The organism is Kitasatospora sp. NPDC091207, from assembly GCF_044768625.1.
In the GTDB taxonomy this organism is placed as follows: Bacteria; Actinomycetota; Actinomycetes; order Streptomycetales; family Streptomycetaceae; genus Kitasatospora.
In genome coordinates, this window is the sequence record NZ_JBIVVS010000030.1 from 36,755 (window position 1) to 54,242 (window position 17,488).

At 74.1% G+C, this 17,488-nt stretch carries 11 protein-coding genes; 10 read left to right on the forward strand and 1 reads right to left on the reverse strand.

The window, feature by feature from the left end; genetic code table 11:
• The first annotated feature begins 127 nt into the window (after window positions 1-127).
• From ACIQTO_RS33170 to ftsY, 3 genes are all read left to right on the forward strand, one after another.
• On the forward strand, window positions 128-331 hold the full coding sequence (locus tag ACIQTO_RS33170; protein WP_030243474.1) for a hypothetical protein: 204 nt from the start codon (window positions 128-130) through the stop codon (window positions 329-331).
• A 177-nt stretch (window positions 332-508) separates the two neighbouring features.
• The gene (gene smc / locus ACIQTO_RS33175) at window positions 509-4,126 is read left to right on the forward strand and encodes a chromosome segregation protein SMC (protein ID WP_402396017.1); all 3,618 of its coding nucleotides are present in this window, start codon (window positions 509-511) and stop codon (window positions 4,124-4,126) included.
• A 47-nt stretch (window positions 4,127-4,173) separates the two neighbouring features.
• Window positions 4,174-5,373 carry a signal recognition particle-docking protein FtsY gene (gene ftsY, locus ACIQTO_RS33180; RefSeq protein WP_402396020.1) on the forward strand — a complete coding sequence of 400 codons (1,200 nt, stop codon included), beginning with the start codon at window positions 4,174-4,176 and terminating at the stop codon, window positions 5,371-5,373.
• 115 nt (window positions 5,374-5,488) lie between these two features.
• On the opposite strand, the gene ACIQTO_RS33185 is transcribed toward ftsY, so the two are convergent.
• The gene (locus tag ACIQTO_RS33185) at window positions 5,489-6,163 is read right to left on the reverse strand and encodes a bifunctional DNA primase/polymerase (protein WP_402396022.1); all 675 of its coding nucleotides are present in this window, start codon (window positions 6,161-6,163) and stop codon (window positions 5,489-5,491) included.
• A gap of 634 nt (window positions 6,164-6,797) precedes the next feature.
• Here ACIQTO_RS33185 and ACIQTO_RS33190 point away from each other — a divergent pair.
• From ACIQTO_RS33190 to ftsH, 7 genes are all read left to right on the forward strand, one after another.
• A complete protein-coding gene (locus tag ACIQTO_RS33190) occupies window positions 6,798-8,252 on the forward strand; it encodes a hypothetical protein (protein WP_402396023.1) in 1,455 nt (484 codons plus the stop codon).
• Window positions 8,253-8,548: 296 nt separating this feature from the next.
• Window positions 8,549-9,904, forward strand: a complete 1,356-nt coding sequence (locus ACIQTO_RS33195) for an ammonium transporter (protein WP_402396025.1) — start codon at window positions 8,549-8,551, stop codon at window positions 9,902-9,904.
• Window positions 9,904-10,242 (forward strand): P-II family nitrogen regulator, encoded by a 339-nt coding sequence (locus tag ACIQTO_RS33200; protein ID WP_329489763.1) that lies wholly within the window; start codon window positions 9,904-9,906, stop codon window positions 10,240-10,242. Before ACIQTO_RS33195 ends, ACIQTO_RS33200 begins: the two co-directional genes overlap by 1 nt.
• 167 nt (window positions 10,243-10,409) lie before the next feature.
• Window positions 10,410-12,923: a [protein-PII] uridylyltransferase gene (locus ACIQTO_RS33205; protein ID WP_402396028.1), complete on the forward strand. Its 2,514-nt coding sequence runs from the start codon at window positions 10,410-10,412 to the stop codon at window positions 12,921-12,923.
• 184 nt (window positions 12,924-13,107) lie between these two features.
• A complete protein-coding gene (gene ffh, locus ACIQTO_RS33210; protein WP_402396114.1) occupies window positions 13,108-14,673 on the forward strand; it encodes a signal recognition particle protein in 1,566 nt (521 codons plus the stop codon).
• A 100-nt stretch (window positions 14,674-14,773) separates the two neighbouring features.
• Complete coding sequence (locus tag ACIQTO_RS33215; RefSeq protein WP_380576418.1) at window positions 14,774-15,316, forward strand: GNAT family N-acetyltransferase; 543 nt, start codon at window positions 14,774-14,776, stop codon at window positions 15,314-15,316.
• Between the two features lie 112 nt (window positions 15,317-15,428).
• Window positions 15,429-17,348, forward strand: coding sequence for an ATP-dependent zinc metalloprotease FtsH (gene ftsH, locus ACIQTO_RS33220; protein WP_402396030.1), 1,920 nt, complete (start codon window positions 15,429-15,431; stop codon window positions 17,346-17,348).
• The last annotated feature ends 140 nt before the right edge of the window (window positions 17,349-17,488 follow it).

Consider the following 17,488-nt stretch of genomic DNA (forward strand, 5'->3'; position numbering starts at 1 on the left):
CCCAGCTCACGGTGGTTGTGCCGTAGTGCCCAGCCAGCACTGCCGGTGGCGCGCCGCGCGTGCGTCCCCCTTCCCCCTAGACCTGTACCGTTCCGGTTCGGTCACTCAGCGTGGAGGACCATTCATCATGGCAAAGGCGCTTCTCGGGTACGTCGGCGGCCCCGACCCGCGAATGCTCTCCGAGATGCGACGGCTTCAGCAGCGCGTCCAGGACCTGGAGTCCGAGCTCCTTCGGATGCAGGCTGAGAACGACGCGCTCACCGCTGTCGCTGACGAGCACTCGCTGCTCAACAGCATCGATCTGGATCAGCGGGAGCCGGCTCTCACCTGAGTCCCGCCCGGTCCTCGCAGATCGACGCCGTTGTGCACTGAGCCGCCCCGATAAGGGACGCAGCTTGCAAGGGACGCCCTGTGTGGCGTCCCTTCGTCGTGTCCGGACGCCGTTGCCGCCGGTCCGGCCGGATACAGTCGCCGCTGGGGCCCTGGCGAGCGACGAGGAGACCGGCGCGTGCACCTGAAGAGTCTGACGCTGCGCGGGTTCAAGTCGTTCGCCTCCGCCACCACGCTGCGGTTCGAACCCGGGATCACCTGCGTGGTCGGCCCCAACGGCTCCGGCAAGTCCAACGTCGTCGACGCGCTCTCCTGGGTGATGGGCGAGCAGGGCGCCAAGTCGCTGCGCGGCGGCAAGATGGAGGACGTCATCTTCGCCGGCACCAGCGGGCGCGCCCCGCTCGGCCGCGCCGAGGTCAGTCTCACCATCGACAACTCCGACGGCGCCCTGCCGATCGAGTACGCCGAGGTGACCATCACCCGGACGATGTTCCGCAACGGTGGCAGCGAGTACGCGCTCAACGGCGACACCTGCCGGCTGCTGGACATCCAGGAGCTGCTCTCCGACTCCGGCATCGGCCGGGAGATGCACGTCATCGTCGGACAGGGACAGCTCGACTCCGTGCTGCACGCCGACCCGATGGGCCGCCGCGCCTTCATCGAGGAGGCGGCCGGCGTGCTCAAGCACCGCAAGCGCAAGGAGAAGGCGCTGCGGAAGCTGGACGCGATGCAGGTCAACCTCAACCGGGTGCAGGACCTCGTCGCCGAACTGCGCCGCCAGCTCGGACCGCTGGGCCGGCAGGCCAGGATCGCCCGCCGCGCCGCCGGCATCCAGGCCGAGCTGCGCGACGCCCGGCTCCGGCTGCTCGCCGACGACCTGCTCACCCTGCGCGAGGCCGTCGAGGCCGAGGTCGCCGACGAGTTGGCGCTGAAGCTGCGCCGCTCCACCGTCGAGCAGGAGCTGGCCCGGGCGATCCAGCGGGAGGCCGTCCTGGAGGCGCAGGTCCAGCAGCTCGGCCCGAGCCTGGAGGCGGCCCGGCAGACCTGGTACCACCTCTCCGCGCTGGCCGAGCGCACCCGCGGCACCGCCGGGCTGGCCGAGGCCGGGGCCCGGCACGCGGCCGCCGGGGGAGCCGTCGAGGAGCGGCGCGGCCGGGAGCCGGAGGAGCTGGAGCGGGAGGCCGAGCACGTCCGGGAGGAGGAGGCCGCGCTGGCCGAGGCGCTGGAGGAGGCCCGGTACGCGCTCGCCGAGGCGGTCGAGACCCGGGGCGCGCTGGAGCGTGCGCTCGCCGCGGAGGAGCGGCGGCTCAAGGACGCCGCCCGGGCCATCGCGGACCGCCGCGAGGGGCTGGCCCGGCTGCAGGGGCAGGCCGCGGCCGCCCGGTCCGGGGCGGCCGCCGCCGAGGCGGAGATCGGCCGGCTCGCCGAGGCCCGGGACGAAGCGCTGCTGCGCGCCGAGGCCGCCCGGGTCGCGTACGAGGAACTGCGCGAGCGGGTCGACGCCTCGGCGGGGGACGACGAACGGGCCGACACCGCGCACGAGTCCGCCCGGGCGCGGCTCGCCGCCGTCGAACGCGACCTGGCCGCCGCCCGTGAGCGTGCCGGCGCCGCCGAGCGTGAGCGGGCCGGGCTGACCGCGCGGCGCGAGGCACTGGAGCTCGGGCTGCGCCGCAAGGACGGCAGCGGGGCCCTGCTGGCGGCCGGCGACCGGCTGACCGGGCTGCTCGGCCCGGCGGCCGCGCTGCTGCGGATCGCACCCGGGCACGAGAGCGCCGTCGCGGCGGCGTTCGGCGCCGCGGCGGACGCGGTGGCGGTCGACTCGCCCGGCACGGCGGCCGAGGCCCTGCGGCTGCTGCGCGCCGAGGACGCCGGCCGGGCCGCGCTGCTCATCGCCGGCGCGCCCGAACCGTCCGGGCAGCCGCGGGAGTTGCCGCCCGGCGCCCGCTGGGCCGCCGAACTGGTCGACGGCCCGGCCCCGTTGCTGCCGGCCGTGCGGTCCCTGCTGGCCGGGGTCGCGGTGGTCGGCTCACTCGACGAGGCGGTGCGGCTGGTGGCCGGGCAGCCGTCGCTGGTCGCGGTCACCGCCGAGGGGGACCGGCTCGGCGCGGGCTTCGCGTACGGCGGCGCGGGTGGTGTGCCGAGCCTGCTGGAGACTCAGGCGGCGGTCGACGAGGCGGCCCGGGCGATCGGCGAACTGGACGTCCGCTGCGCCGACTCGGCCGGACGGCTGGCCGAACTCGCCGAGCTGCGCACGGAGTCGGCCGCCGAGCTGGACCAACTGGCCACCACCCGGAGGAAGGCGGAACGGGAGCGGGCCGAGGTGGCGGGCGCGCTCGGCCGGCTCGGCGGGCAGTCCCGGGCCGCCGCCGGCGAGGCCGAACGGCTCGCGGCCGCCGCCGCCCGGGCCGAGCGGGGGCTTGCCGAGCTGCTCGCCACCGCCGAGGAACTGGCCGAACGGCTCGCGGCCGCCGAGGAGTCGGCCGACCCGGGGGAGGACGAGCCCGACCCGGCCGAGCAGCGGCGGCTGGCCGAGGCCGCCGTCGGCGCCCGGCAGGCCGAGCTGGAGGCCCGGCTCGCGGTACGGACGCACGAGGAGCGGGTCCGCGCACTCGCCGGCCGGGCGGACCAGCTGGACCGGGCCGCCCGCACCGAGCGCGAGGCGCGCGCCCGCGCGGCCGAGCGCCGGCTGCGCGCCGAGCACGACGCCCGGGTGGCGAACGCCGTCACGGCGGGCGCCCGGCAGCTGCTCGCCTGCCTGGAGGTGTCACTGGCCCGCGCGGACGCCGGGCGGGCCGCCGTCGAGCGGGCGCGCGCCGAGCGCGAGACCGAGCTGCGGGACCACCGCGAACACGGCCGGGAGCTCAAGGCCGAGCTGGACAAGCTGGTCGACGCCGGCCACCGGGACGAGGTGCTGCGCGCCGAGAAGCGGCTGCGGATCGAGCAGCTGGAAGCCCGGGCGCTGGAGGAGTTCGGCATCGAGGGCGGCGAGCTGCTCGCTTCGTACGGGCCGGACCGGCTCGTCCCGCCGCCCGCGCCCGACGGCGACGAGGCGCCCGGTGAGCCGCGCCCGTACGACCGGGCCGAGCAGGAGAAGCGGCTCCGGGCGGCGGAGAAGGCCTACCAGCAGCTCGGCAAGGTCAACCCGCTGGCGCTGGAGGAGTTCGCGGCGCTGGAGGAGCGGCACACCTTCCTCGGCGAGCAGCTGGACGACCTCAAGCGGAGCCGGCGCGACCTGCTCGACATCGTCAAGGACGTGGACGAGCGGGTCGAGCAGCTCTTCGCCTCGGCCTACCACGACACCGCCGCCCACTTCGAGGGTGTCTTCGCGCGGCTCTTCCCCGGCGGGGAGGGGCGGCTGGTGCTCACCGACCCGGCCGACATGCTGACCACCGGGGTCGAGGTGGAGGCCCGGCCGCCGGGCAAGAAGGTCAAGCGGCTCTCGCTGCTCTCCGGCGGGGAGCGCTCGCTGACCGCGGTGGCGCTGCTGGTGTCGATCTTCAAGGCCCGGCCCAGCCCGTTCTACGTGATGGACGAGGTCGAGGCGGCGCTCGACGAGACCAACCTGCGCCGGCTGGTGGGGATCATGGAGGAGCTGAGGGAGAGCTCCCAGCTGATCGTGATCACCCACCAGAAGCTGACCATGGAGTCCGCCGACGCCCTCTACGGCGTGACCATGAAGGGCGACGGCATCTCCCAGGTGATCAGCCAGCGGCTGCGGCCGGAGGTACCGCCCCGGCGGCGGGCCGGCGGGGAGCGCCCGGAGCCGTCCCGGGAGAGCCGTACCGTTTCCGCGTAGTCCGCCTGCGGTCCGTCCGCGCCGCCGTCACGGATACTGGACGGGTTATGGAATACGTGATCCTTGCCGTAGTCATCGCCGTGGTCGCCATCGGCGCGATCGCGGGCCTCGTCGTTTCCGGCAGACGACGCCAGCAGCTCCCCCCGAAGTCGCAGGCGCCGGTCATCACGGCGCCCAAGACCCCGCAAGAGCCCCAGGTCGGCGAGGAGGCCGCGCCGCCGACCGAGGAGCCCCGACGCACCGTCGAGGAGGTCGAGCTCCCCGAGGCCGAGGCCGTCCCCGAGGCGGCCGAGGCCGAGCCGGCCCCGGCGATCGAGGTGCCCGAGCCCACCGCCGGCCGGCTGGTCCGGCTGCGCTCCCGGCTCTCCCGCTCGCAGAACTCGCTCGGCAAGGGGCTGCTCTCGCTGCTCTCCCGCGAGCACCTCGACGAGGACACCTGGGAGGAGATCGAGGACACCCTGCTCACCGCCGATGTCGGCGTGACCCCCACCCAGGAGCTGGTCGAGCGGCTGCGCACCCGGGTCAAGGTGCTCGGCACCCGCACCCCGGACGAGCTGCGCACCCTGCTGCGCGAGGAGCTCGTCGAGCTGATCGGCACGGACGCCGACCGCACGGTGCACTCCACCAAGCACGAGGACGGCCCGGCCGTCGTCCTGGTGGTCGGCGTCAACGGCGTCGGCAAGACCACCACCACCGGCAAGCTGGCCCGGGTGCTGGTCGCCGACGGCCGTACGGTGGTGCTCGGCGCGGCCGACACCTTCCGGGCCGCCGCCGCCGACCAGCTGCAGACCTGGGGCGAGCGGGTCGGCGCGCGGACCGTCCGCGGCCCCGAGGGCGGGGACCCGGCCTCGGTCGCGTTCGACGCGGTCAAGGAGGGCATCGCCGAGGGCGCCGACACCGTGCTGGTGGACACCGCCGGCCGGCTGCACACCAAGACCGGCCTGATGGACGAGCTGGGCAAGGTCAAGCGGGTCGTGGAGAAGCACGGCCCGGTGGACGAGGTGCTGCTGGTGCTGGACGCCACCACCGGCCAGAACGGTCTGATCCAGGCCCGGGTCTTCGCCGAGGTGGTCGACATCACCGGCATCGTGCTGACCAAGCTGGACGGCACCGCCAAGGGCGGCATCGTGGTCGCGGTGCAGCGCGAGCTGGGTGTGCCGGTCAAGCTGATCGGGCTCGGCGAGGGCGCCGACGACCTGGCGCCGTTCGAACCCGGCGCGTTCGTGGACGCGCTGATCGGGGACTGAACCCCGCCCTCCCGGTGAAGGGTCCGCTCCGCGAGGGGCGGGCCCTTCGGCATGTCGAGGGGCGGCGGGCGCGGGGGCCCGACGGGGTTCGCGCGGGAGGGGGAGGGGCGGACGGCTAGGACGCGAGCCAGGCGGGCTCGGCGGTGCGCTCACGGCCGCGGTGGCAGGCGTAGGCGAGGGTGCCGAGCAGCAGCCGGGCCTCGGGCGGGCAGCCGGCGTTGTCGCGGGTGGGCCGGCGCAGCCAGCGGACCGGGCCCAGGCCGCCGAGCACGGTGGGCGGTGCGGCGACGTAGCTGCCCTCGCCGTGGCAGGTGAGGTCGAGCGCGGCGTCGTCCCAGCCCATCCGGTACAGCAGGTCGGGCAGTCGGCGCGCGGTGCCGGCGGCGACCAGGAACTGCAGCCGGCCGGTGGGCGAGGCCAGTACCGGGCCCACCTGGGTGCCCATGCGCTCCAGCCGGACCAGCGCCTGGAGGCCGGCCTGCTCGGGGACGTCCAGGACGTCGAAGGCGCGGCCGGTGGGGAACAGGACGGAGACGTCCGAGGCGGGGCGGGCCGCGGGTGCGCCGCCGGGGGCGGGGTGCAGGCCGGGCGCGGCACAGCGGGCGGCGCCGCAGTGGCAGCGGTCCGCGGCGGTGGCCGGGCCGGCCGGGTTGCCGACGGTGACCGCCCAGCCCCAGCGACCGGTGTACTCCGCGGCCGCCCGGGAGACCGTCACCCGGGTGCGGCGGCGTGCGCTCAGCGGGGCCAACCGCAGGTGCCCCAGTCGAAGTTCGCCGAACAGGTTGTCCATGCCTCCCCCAACAGGATCTCGTTGCCGATGGTTACGGGATGGTGACTTTGTGTTGTTTGTCCGTTGCGTGGCGCGTGGTGCGGTGGCGGCGCGCAGCGCGTGGCGTGCGCCTGTTGCCGTGCTGTGCCTCGGGCGCCGCCTTGTGGGGGTCGGTGCCGATGCCGGATCGTCGACTGCGCGAGGCGGCCGTCGATCAGGGTGGGCGGCAAACTCGCCTGGGGCTGCTGTGGTTTGAGGGTGACGGGCCGTGGTGCCGGTGGGGACCTGGCGGCCCGCATATGCCGGACCGCCGGGACTACCCAGTGAAGCGTGTGCGGAGTTGGATCGGTTCACTCCTGGGGGTGGCGAAAGGTGGCGTTTCGCCAGGGCCGCTCCCCCGGACCGTGTGCGGGGCATTACGTTCAGCACGCAGACATCGTCGGGGAGTCCGCTTCCGGCCCGGTGGGGGCGGGAGTTGGGGAATCTGACGCCTCGTCCGCGAGGATGGGCACACCAGTGCGACAAGTGGTCCGGCAAGCGGTCTCGGCAGCACCTCGGGTACGGAAGAGCAGCACGTCTGGCAAGAGCCCGCAACCGTCGGGCGGTCACGATCGGGGGCCCCGCAGCAGGGGCCGGGCGGGATGGGGACGTTCCCATGGCAGAGAAGCAACCCAATGAGAAGCTGACCACGTGGTTCGCCCGCAGCGGCTGGTCCAAGGGTGAACTGGCCCGCCAGGTCAACCGCCGGGCCCGTCAGATCGGCGCCCACCACGTGTCCACCGACACCTCGCGGGTGCGGCGCTGGCTCGACGGGGAGCAGCCCCGGGAGCCGATCCCGAAGATCATGTCGGAGCTGTTCTCCGAGCGCTTCGGTTCGGTGGTCTCCATCGAGGACCTCGGGCTGCGGGCCGCCGTCCCGGTCTCCACCGTGGGCGGCGGCGTCGACCTGCCCTGGAGCGCGCCGCAGACCGTTCAGCTGATCAGCGACTACTCGCGCAGCGATCTGATGCTCAACCGGCGCGGTTTCCTGGGCACTTCACTCGCCATGACGGCCGGTGCCGCGCTGATCGAGCCGATGCAGCGCTGGCTCACCCCCGGCCCGAACGGCACCCCCACCCCGATCCTGACCGCGGCCAACGGCGGTGAGCCGTTCACCGGCCGGCTCTCCGAGCCCGAGCTGGAACTGCTGGAGCAGACCACCGTCATGTTCCGGCAGTGGGACGCCCAGAACGGCGGCGGGCTGCGCCGCAAGGCCGTCGTCGGCCAGCTCCACGAGGTCACCGACCTGCTCCAGGAGACCTACCCCGAGCAGACCACCCGGCGGCTGTTCCGGCTCACCGCCGAGCTGGCCCACCTGGCCGGCTGGATGTCCTACGACGTGGGCATGCACCCCAGCGCGCAGAAGTACTACGTGCTGGCGCTGCACGCCGCGAAGGAGGCCGGCGACCGCCCGTTCGGTGCGCTGATCCTCACCGACATGAGCCGCCAGATGATCCACCTCAACCGCGGCGAGGACGCCCTGGAGCTGATCCACCTCGCCCAGTACGGCAGCCGTGACACCGCCACCCCGCGCCAGCAGTCCCTGCTGTACGCGATGGAGGCGCGTGCCTACGCCACCATCGGCGAGGTGAACCGCTGCGCCCGGGCGGTCCGGCTGGCCGAGGACACCTTCACCGACATCCGCGACGGCGACGGCGACCCGGACTGGCTGAAGTTCTTCTCGCCGGCCGAGCTGAACGCCGAGAACGCGCACTCCTTCCGCGATCTCGCCTACCACTCCGACCGGGCCGAGCTGTACGCCTCGATGTCCGCCCCGGTCATGGAGCGGGCGGTCGACCTCTTCCGCCAGGACGGCGACCACGTCCGCTCCTACGCCTTCAACCTGATCGGCATGGCCAGCGTGCACCTGCTGCAGCGGGAGCCGGAGCAGGCCGTGGTGATGGCCGAGCAGGCGGTGGACATCGCCACCAAGGTGCGCTCGGAGCGACTCAACTCCCGGGTCCGCAAGACCACCGAGGCCGCCGCCGCCCGGTACGGCGGCGTGGACGCGATCAGCCGGCTCAAGGAGCGGGTGGTCCAGGACATCCCGGAGTACGTCTCGGTGGTCTGACCCGCGCCGACGTACCCTCCCAGCCCCCACCGACCGTGACGGCCGCCGCCGCCACGGTCGGTGGCGTTTCCGGTACTCCTCGTGCCGCGCGGCGGCACGGTAACCCATCGGCTCCGGCGCCACGGCCGTGGTTCACGTAGGCGTAACCCGCGCGTCGCCGTCGTCACGGTCGCGAAACACCGGGCCGCATCGGCGGAAACCAGCCTTCGGCACGCTCCTTCCCATCGCCGACACCCCGGGTGGCACGGGACAGGTATCCCGGGTGTGGAGCGGCTTCCATTCATGAGGAGACGCCGATGCCGGACGGCTTCAGCGCGGGCGATACCGCCTTCGTGCTCATTTGCGCGGCCCTGGTCATGCTGATGACCCCGGGCCTGGCCTTCTTCTACGGGGGCATGGTCAGGGCCAAGAGCACGCTCAACATGCTGGCGATGAGCTTCCTCTCGCTGGGCATCGTCAGCGTGCTCTGGGTCCTCTACGGGTACTCGCTCAGCTTCGGTCCCGACGCCGGCGCCGGGCTGATCGGCAACCTGGACTTCCTCGGGATGCACGGCATCGGGCTGAACGACCTGACCGGCACGATCCCGGTCACCGCGTTCTCCGCCTTCCAGCTGATGTTCGCGATCATCACCCCGGCGCTGATCAGCGGGGCCGTCGCGGACCGGGCCAAGTTCACCGCCTGGGGTCTGTTCATCGCACTCTGGGTGACTGTCGTCTACTTCCCGGTCGCGCACTGGGTCTTCTTCTTCGACGGCGGCAACGGCGGCTGGCTCGGCGACCGCAACGGCGTGATCGACTTCGCCGGCGGCACCGCCGTGCACATCAACGCGGGTGTCGCGGGCCTGGCGCTCTGCCTGGTGCTCGGCAAGCGGGTCGGCTTCCGGAAGGACCCGATGCGCCCGCACAGCCTGCCGCTGGTGATGCTCGGGTCCGGGCTGCTGTGGTTCGGCTGGTTCGGCTTCAACGCCGGCTCGGCGCTGGCGGCCAACGGCGTCGCCGCGATGGCCCTGGTCAACACCCAGGTGGCCACGGCGGCCGCGCTGATCGGCTGGCTGGTCTACGAGAAGCTGCGGCACGGCGCGTTCACCACGCTGGGCGCCGCCTCCGGCGCGGTGGCCGGTCTGGTCGCCATCACCCCCGCCTGCGGCTCGGTGAGCCCGCTCGGCGCGGTCGCGATCGGGCTGATCGCCGGTGCCGTCTGCGCCGCGGCGATCAGCCTCAAGTACCGGTTCGGCTTCGACGACTCGCTCGACGTGGTCGGTGTGCACGCGGTCGGCGGCGCCGTCGGCTCGCTGCTGGTCGGGCTCTTCGCCACCGGCACCGTCGGCCAGACCGCCAAGGGCCTGTTCTACGGCGGCGGCCTGGAGCAGCTCGGCAAGCAGGCGATGGGCGTGGCCGTGGTCGGCGCCTACTCCTTCGTCCTCTCCTGGCTGCTGGCCAAGGGGATCGACCGCACGGTCGGCTTCCGGGTCGCCGAGGAGGTCGAGGTCGCCGGCATCGACCAGGCCGAGCACGCCGAGTCCGCGTACGACTTCAGCGCGCTGGGCGCCGGTCCGGCCCGGACCGCCCACGCTCCGGCCGCGGCGGTGGTCGCCGGGGCCGCCCCCGGGAACGCCGGGAAGAACACCGAGAAGACCGAGGTCGACGCCTGATGAAGCTCATCACCGCAGTCATCAAGCCGCACCGCCTGGACGATGTGAAGGCCGCCCTGCAGGCCTTCGGCGTGCACGGCCTGACCGTCACCGAGGCCAGTGGCTACGGCCGGCAGCGCGGCCACACCGAGGTCTACCGCGGCGCCGAGTACACCGTGGACCTGGTGCCCAAGGTCAGGATCGAGGTCCTGGTCGAGGACGACGACGCCGACCAGCTGATCGACGTCCTGGTGAAGGCCGCCAGGACCGGCAAGATCGGCGACGGCAAGGTCTGGAGCGTCCCGGTCGAGACCGCGGTGCGGGTCCGGACCGGTGAGCGCGGCCCCGACGCCCTCTGAGCAGGACCCCCTCCCTCTAGCATCAGCACGATCCCGCAGGCGGGCCCGAGACCACCCCGTGGTCACGGGTCCGCTGACGGCGTATCAGCGCTCTTCGCCCGAATCGGCGTTCCACGCCCGAATCGGCGCGCTTCGCTCAACCGGACGACGACGGACGGGGACCCCGTATGACCACGCAGCCCGACCCGCTCTCCCGGCCTGCCGCCGGGCCCGGGACTCCCCCCGCTCACCCGTCCGGCGGCGACGGCCCGCCCGACCACGGCACCGCCCGCGCCCGGCTGCTGGACACGCCCGGCCTGGTCGGGACCGCCCGGCGCACCGCACTGGCCACGCTCACCGACGACTGGCTGGCCGGCCTGTTCGCGGCGGCCGGCGCCCCCGCCGGGGTCGCCCTGGTCGCGGTCGGCGGTTACGGGCGCGGCGAACTCTCCCCGCGCAGCGACCTCGACGTCCTGCTGCTGCACGACGGCCCGCTCGACCCGGCGCTGCCCGAACGCGTCTGGTACCCGGTCTGGGACGCCGGCGCCTCCCTCGACCACTCCGTCCGCACCCCCGCCGAGGCCCGGAGCGTCGCCGCCGCCGACCTCAAGGCCCAGCTCGGCCTGCTCGACGCCCGGCACGTCGCCGGGGACCGGGCACTCACCGCGGGGCTGCGCTCCGCCGTGCTCGCCGACTGGCGCACCGGCGCCCCGAACCGCCTCCCCGAGCTGCGCGAACTCGGCCGCGAGCGGGCCGAGCGCCACGGCGAGCTCTCCTTCCTGCTGGAGCCGGACCTCAAGGAGGCCCGCGGCGGCCTGCGCGACGTGGTCGCGCTCAACGCGATCGCCGCCACCTGGCTGGCCGACGCCCCGCGCGACGGCCTGGACGCCGCCGCGGCGCGGCTGGCCGACGTCCGGGACGCCCTGCACCTGGCCACCGGCCGGGCCACCGAGCGGCTCAGCCTGCAGGACCAGGACCAGGTCGCCGAGCGGCTCGGCGTGCTGGACGCCGACACCCTGCTGCGGCAGGTGTACGAGGCCGCGCGGACCGTCGCCTACGCGAGTGACGTCACCTGGCGGGCGGTCGACCGGGTGCTGGCCGCCCGCACCACCCGGGGGCGGCGCTCCTCGCGGCTCTCCTTCCCGTTCACCGGCACCGGGCGGGGCGCCGGCGCGGTGGCGCGCGGCGCCGTCCAGCGCCGCCCGCTCGCCGAGGGCGTGGTCGAACAGGACGGCGAGGCGGTGCTCGCCCAGGGCGCCCGGCCGGCCGCCGACCCGGTGCTACCGCTGCGCGCGGCGGCCGCGGCGGCGCAGAACGGCCTCACCATCAGCTACGCGACGGTGCGCCGGCTGGCCGCCGAGTGCCGCCCGCTGCCGGTGCCCTGGCCGGACGAGGCGCGCGAGCAACTGGTCACCCTGCTCGGCGCCGGCGAGGCCTGCCTGCCGGTCTGGGAGGCGCTGGAGGCGGAGGGACTGATCACCCGGCTGCTGCCGGACTGGGAGCGTGTCCGCTGCCGGCCGCAGCGCAACGCGGTGCACCGCTGGACGGTCGACCGCCACCTGGTGGAGACAGCCGTGCGGGCGGCCGCGATGACCCGTCGGGTGGCCCGGCCGGACCTCCTGCTGGTCGCGGCCCTGCTGCACGACATCGGCAAGGGCTGGCCCGGTGACCACAGTGAGGCGGGTGAGGTGATCGTCCGCGACGTGGCGGTCCGGATGGGCTTCGACCACGAGTCCGTCGAGACGCTGGCGGTGCTGGTCCGCCACCATCTGACCCTGGTGGAGACCGCGACCCGGCGGGATCCGGACGACCCCGCCACGGTGGAGGCGATCACCAAGGTGGTCGCCACCCTGCCCCAGCTGGAGCTGCTGCACGCACTGACCGAGGCCGACGCGACCGCCACCGGTCCGGCCGCCTGGAGCCGCTGGCGGGCCTCGCTGGTGGACGGCCTGGCGGCCCGGGCCGCCGACCGGCTGGCCGGCGCGTACCCGTCGCCGGCCCCCGGCCGGTGGGGCTCCCACGCGGGGGAGGCGGCGCCGACCGCCGAACAGGAGCGGCTCGCCGTCGAGGCCGCCCGGACGGCCGGCCCGGCGCTCTCCCTGCTGGCCCAGGCCGACGTGGACGAACCCGGCACCGAGCCGATGGGCGTGCGGCTGACCCTGGCCGTGCCCGACCGGCCGGGCCTGCTCGGCACCGTCGCCGGGGTGCTGGCCCTGCACCGGCTGACCGTCCGCTCGGCGGGCCTGCGCGAGCTGGACCCGATCGGCGCCGGCCCGGTGCTGCTGCTCTCCTGGACGGTGGCCGCCGAGTTCGGCGAGCTGCCCGAGGCGGCCCGGCTCCGGGCCGACCTGCGCCGGGCGCTGGACGGTTCGCTGGACGTCTCGCGCCGGCTCGCCGAGCGCGACGCGGCCGCTCCGCGCCGGCGCGGCATCCCCACCCCGCCGCCGCTGGTCGCGGTGGCGCCGGCGATGGCCTCGGCCACCGCGACCGTGCTGGAGGTGCGGGCCCACGACGCCCCCGGCCTGCTGCACCGGATCGGGCGGGCCCTGGACGGGGCCGGTGTGCGGGTCCGGACGGCGCACGTCAGCACGCTCGGCGCGGAGGCCGTGGACTCCTTCTACCTGACCGACCAGGCGGGCCGGCCGCTCTCCGCCCAGCGGGCCGGGGAGGTGGCGGCGGCCGTCCGGGCCTCGCTGGGCTGACCGCGGGTCGCCGGGGCGGGCCGTTCCGGCGGGCCGCCCGGGCCGGAGCCGGCGCGCCGGAGGGGGTCCGTCGGACCGCCCCCGGACCGGTTCGCCCGGGGGTGGAGACCGTTGCCGGGGTGGCCGGATACCCTTGGGGGCGACGACCGTACTGATACCGATGCCGCAGAGGACCCGCGACGACGTGTTCGACACCCTTTCCGATCGCCTCGCAGCGACGTTCAAGAACCTCCGGGGCAAGGGCCGCCTCAGCGAGGCGGACATCGACGCCACCACCCGCGAGATCCGCATCGCGCTGCTGGAGGCGGACGTCGCGCTGCCGGTCGTGCGGGCCTTCATCAAGCAGGTCAAGGAGCGGGCCCTCGGCGCGGAGGTCTCCGGCGCGCTGAACCCCGCCCAGCAGATCATCAAGATCGTCAACGAGGAGCTCATCGCCATCCTCGGCGGCGAGACCCGCCGGGTGAGGTTCGCCAAGAACGGCCCGACGGTGATCATGCTCGCCGGCCTCCAGGGTGCCGGTAAGACCACCCTCGCGGGCAAGCTCGGGCACTGGCTGAAGAGCCAGAAGCACACCCCGCTGCTGGTCGCCTGCGACCTCCAGCGCCCCAACGCCGTCAACCAGCTCCAGGTGGTCGCGGAGCGCGCCGGCGTCGCCTTCTACGGGCCGCAGCCGGGCAACGGCGTCGGCGACCCGGTGCAGGTCGCCCGCGACTCGATCGAGTACGCCAAGCAGAAGCAGTACGACGTCGTCGTCGTCGACACCGCCGGCCGTCTGGGCATCGACGCCGAGCTGATGCAGCAGGCCGCCGACATCCGGGCCGCGGTCGACCCGGACGAGGTCCTGTTCGTCGTCGACGCGATGGTCGGCCAGGACGCGGTCATCACCGCGCAGGCCTTCCTCGACGGTGTCGACTTCACCGGTGTGGTGCTGTCCAAGCTCGACGGCGACGCCCGCGGCGGTGCCGCCCTGTCGGTCGCGCACGTCACCGGCCGGCAGATCATGTTCGCGTCCAACGGGGAGAAGGTCGAGGACTTCGACGCCTTCCACCCGGACCGGATGGCCTCGCGCATCCTCGGCATGGGCGACATGCTCTCGCTGATCGAGAAGGCCGAGCAGACCTTCTCGCAGGCCGAGGCCGAGAAGATCGCCTCCAAGCTGCAGGGCGGCGGCAAGGACTTCACGCTCGACGACTTCCTGGACCAGCTGGAGCAGGTCCGCAAGATGGGCTCGATCTCCAAGCTGCTGGGCATGCTGCCCGGGATGGGCCAGATCCGCGAGCAGATCAACAACATCGACGACAAGGACGTCGACCGGGTCGGCGCCATCATCAAGTCGATGACCCCGGCCGAGCGGACCGACCCGAAGCTCATCAACGGCTCGCGCCGGCTGCGCATCGCCAAGGGCTCCGGTGTCCAGGTCGGCGAGGTCAACAACCTGGTCGAGCGGTTCTTCGAGGCCCGCAAGATGATGTCGGCGATGGCTTCCGGCAAGGGCATCCCCGGTATGCCGGGCATCCCGGGCATGGGCGGCGGCTCCAAGAAGTCCGCCAAGAAGGCCCCGGCCGCCAAGGGGAAGCGCAAGAGCGGCAACCCGCTGAAGCGCGCGCAGGAGGAGGCCGCGGCCGCCGAGCGCCGCGCGCTCGGCCCGGGAGCCGGCCAGGCGCCGGCCCAGGGCGGCGCGTTCGGCCTCGGCGCGGGCAAGGGCCCGTCCGACTTCGAGCTGCCCAAGGAGTTCAAGGACCTGCTGTAGGTCCGCCCGCCCCGGGTGCCCGGCCTCGCGGCCGGAGCGCGCCCGTCGGGCAGGTGTACGGCCCGTCGCCCCGGTGCATCCCGGGCGGCGGGCCGTTCGCATGTCCGATGATGGTGGGGTGAGAGTGACGATCAGGGCCCCGCGGGCCGAGGACGAGGTTGTGTACGCCGAAGCGGTCCGCCGGTCCGCCGAGCACATCGGGCGGTGGAACCCGGTCGAGCCGAACGGGCTTCCGGACCTCCTGGAGCGGCAGGGTGCCGGTCTGCGCACCTTCCTGATCATCGATCAGGCCACCGGCGGGCTGGTGGGCAAGGTCAACATCGCGAACATCGTGATGGGCCGGTTCTGCAACGGCGCGCTCGGCTACGACTCGTACCTGCCGTTCGCCGGGACGGGGCGGATGACCGAGGGCATGCGGCTGGTGGTGGACCGCTGCTTCGGTCCGCAGGCGGCCGGCGGCCTCGGTCTGCACCGCCTGGAGATCAATGTGCAGCCGGACAACGGCCGTTCGATCGGGTTGGCCAAGCGGCTCGGCTTCCGGCACGAGGGCTACACGCCCCGGATGCTCTTCCTGGGCGGTGCCTGGCGGGACCACGAGCGCTTCGCGCTGACCGCCGAGGAGTGGTCCGGGCCGGGGGAGTAGCCGGTACCCGGGGTGTAGCCGGTACCGGGGACGGGGCGGGGGCGGGGGCGGGCGGGGAGGGGCGCGGCGTTGCGGCTGTATCACCTGGGTGAATGTCCGTATTGTCCGACGGGTGACCGATCCCGTGCCGCCGCGCCAGACCCCTGACCAGCCCTGGCGCTCCGAGGGCGCCCCACCCCCGACGCCTCCGCGCCGCAAGATGCCCGGCGGCTGGGCGGGGCTCGTGCTCACCGCCCTCGCGGTGTTCCTGATCACCGACCTGCTGCTGTCCTTCTTCGGCACGGCCGGCGCGACCACGATCTCCTACACCGAGTTCAACAACCAGCTGAACAACGGCAACGTCACCAAGATCTACTCCAAGGGCGACTCCATCGAGGGCACCCTCAAGAGCGCGGCGCCCAAACCGGACGGCGGCAAGGGCGACTACACCGAGTTCGACACCCAGCGCCCCTCCTTCGCCGGCGACAGCCTCTGGACCACCCTCCAGCAGCAGGGCGTCGAGGTCACCGCCAAGCCGGTGGTCCAGCAGCGCAGCTTCCTCGCCAACCTGCTGCTGTCACTCGCTCCGATGCTGTTGCTGATCCTGATCTGGGTGCTGCTCGCCCGCCGGATGGCCGGCGGCATGGGCGCCGGCGCGCTCGGCCGCAAGGCCCCGCCCAAGCCGGTCGCCGCCGAGCAGGGCAAGCGCACCACCTTCGCCGATGTGGCCGGCATCGACGAGGTCGAGGCCGAACTCGCCGAGGTGGTCGACTTCCTGAAGAACCCGCAGCACTACCGCAGGCTCGGCGCCAAGATGCCGCGCGGCGTGCTGCTCGCCGGCCCGCCCGGCACCGGGAAGACCCTGCTCGCCCGGGCCGTCGCCGGCGAGGCCGACGTACCGTTCTTCTCCGCCTCCGCCTCGGAGTTCATCGAGATGATCGTCGGGGTCGGCGCCGGCCGGGTCCGGGAGCTGTTCGCCGAGGCCCGCAAGGTCGCCCCCGCGATCATCTTCATCGACGAGATCGACACCATCGGCCGCCAGCGCGGCGGCGGTGGCGGCATGGGCGGTCACGACGAACGCGAGCAGACGCTCAACCAGATCCTCACCGAGATGGACGGCTTCTCCGGCTCCGAGGGCGTCATCGTCATCGCCGCCACCAACCGGGCGGACGTCCTCGACCCGGCCCTGCTGCGCCCCGGGCGCTTCGACCGGCGGGTCACCGTCAGTCCGCCGGACCGCGACGGCCGAGCGGCCATCCTGCGCATCCACACCCGCACCGTCCCGCTCGCCGCGGACACCGATCTCCACCAGCTGGCCAAGGTCACCCCCGGGATGACCGGTGCCGAACTGGCGAACCTGGTCAACGAGGCCGCGCTGCTGGCCGTCAAGCGCAAGCAGGACGCGGTGGGGGAGCGGGACCTCTCGGACGCGCTGGAGAAGGTCCAGCTGGGCGCCGTCCGGCCGCTGGTCATGCCGCAGGCCGAACGGGAGCGCACGGCGTACCACGAGAGCGGGCACGCCCTGCTCGGCATGCTCCAGCCGGGCGCCGACCCGGTCCGCAAGATCACCATCGTGCCGCGCGGCCGCGCCCTCGGCGTCACCCTGTCCACCCCCGAGACCGACCGCTACTCGTACACCGAGCCCTACCTGCGCGGCCGGATCATCGGCGCGCTCGGCGGGATGGCCGCCGAGCAGGTGGTCTACGGCGTGATCACCACGGGTGCGGAGAGCGACCTGGAGCAGGTCACCAACATCGCCCGTGGGATGGCCGGCCGCTGGGGCATGAGCGAGCGGGTCGGCCGGCTCACCGCCGTCCCCTCCGATCCGCAGGGCGCGTACGGGCTCTCCGCCGCGCCGACCACGCTGGACGCGGTCGACGAGGAGGCCCGGCGGATCGTCGCCGAGTGCTACGAGGAGGCGGTGCGGCTGCTGACCGAGCAGCGGGCCCGGCTGGACGCGCTGGCGGCGGCGCTGCTGGAGGCCGAGACGCTGGACGAGGAGGCGGCCTACCGGGCCGCCGGGATGCCGCGGAAGGCGCTCGACCAGGCGTGAGCCGGCCGAACGGGGGCGTCCGCGGTGGTCGCGGGCGCCCCCGTTCACGGTGTGGCGGTGCCGCGGTCCCGTTCGCGGTGCGGCGGTCCCGTGGCCCGTCGGGTGGCTTCCTGTCGCCAGGGGATGCCCGGGTGCCCGGG

Coding starts and splice junctions, on each gene's coding strand:
- ACIQTO_RS33170 (WP_030243474.1), top strand. CDS start 128: ATGGCAAAGGCGCTTCTCGGGTACGTCGGCGGCCCCGACCCGCGAATG.
- ftsY (WP_402396020.1), top strand. CDS start 4,174: ATGGAATACGTGATCCTTGCCGTAGTCATCGCCGTGGTCGCCATCGGC.
- ACIQTO_RS33185 (WP_402396022.1), bottom strand. CDS start 6,163: ATGGACAACCTGTTCGGCGAACTTCGACTGGGGCACCTGCGGTTGGCC.
- ACIQTO_RS33190 (WP_402396023.1), top strand. CDS start 6,798: ATGGCAGAGAAGCAACCCAATGAGAAGCTGACCACGTGGTTCGCCCGC.
- ACIQTO_RS33195 (WP_402396025.1), top strand. CDS start 8,549: ATGCCGGACGGCTTCAGCGCGGGCGATACCGCCTTCGTGCTCATTTGC.
- ACIQTO_RS33200 (WP_329489763.1), top strand. CDS start 9,904: ATGAAGCTCATCACCGCAGTCATCAAGCCGCACCGCCTGGACGATGTG.
- ACIQTO_RS33205 (WP_402396028.1), top strand. CDS start 10,410: ATGACCACGCAGCCCGACCCGCTCTCCCGGCCTGCCGCCGGGCCCGGG.
- ACIQTO_RS33215 (WP_380576418.1), top strand. CDS start 14,774: ATGTCCGATGATGGTGGGGTGAGAGTGACGATCAGGGCCCCGCGGGCC.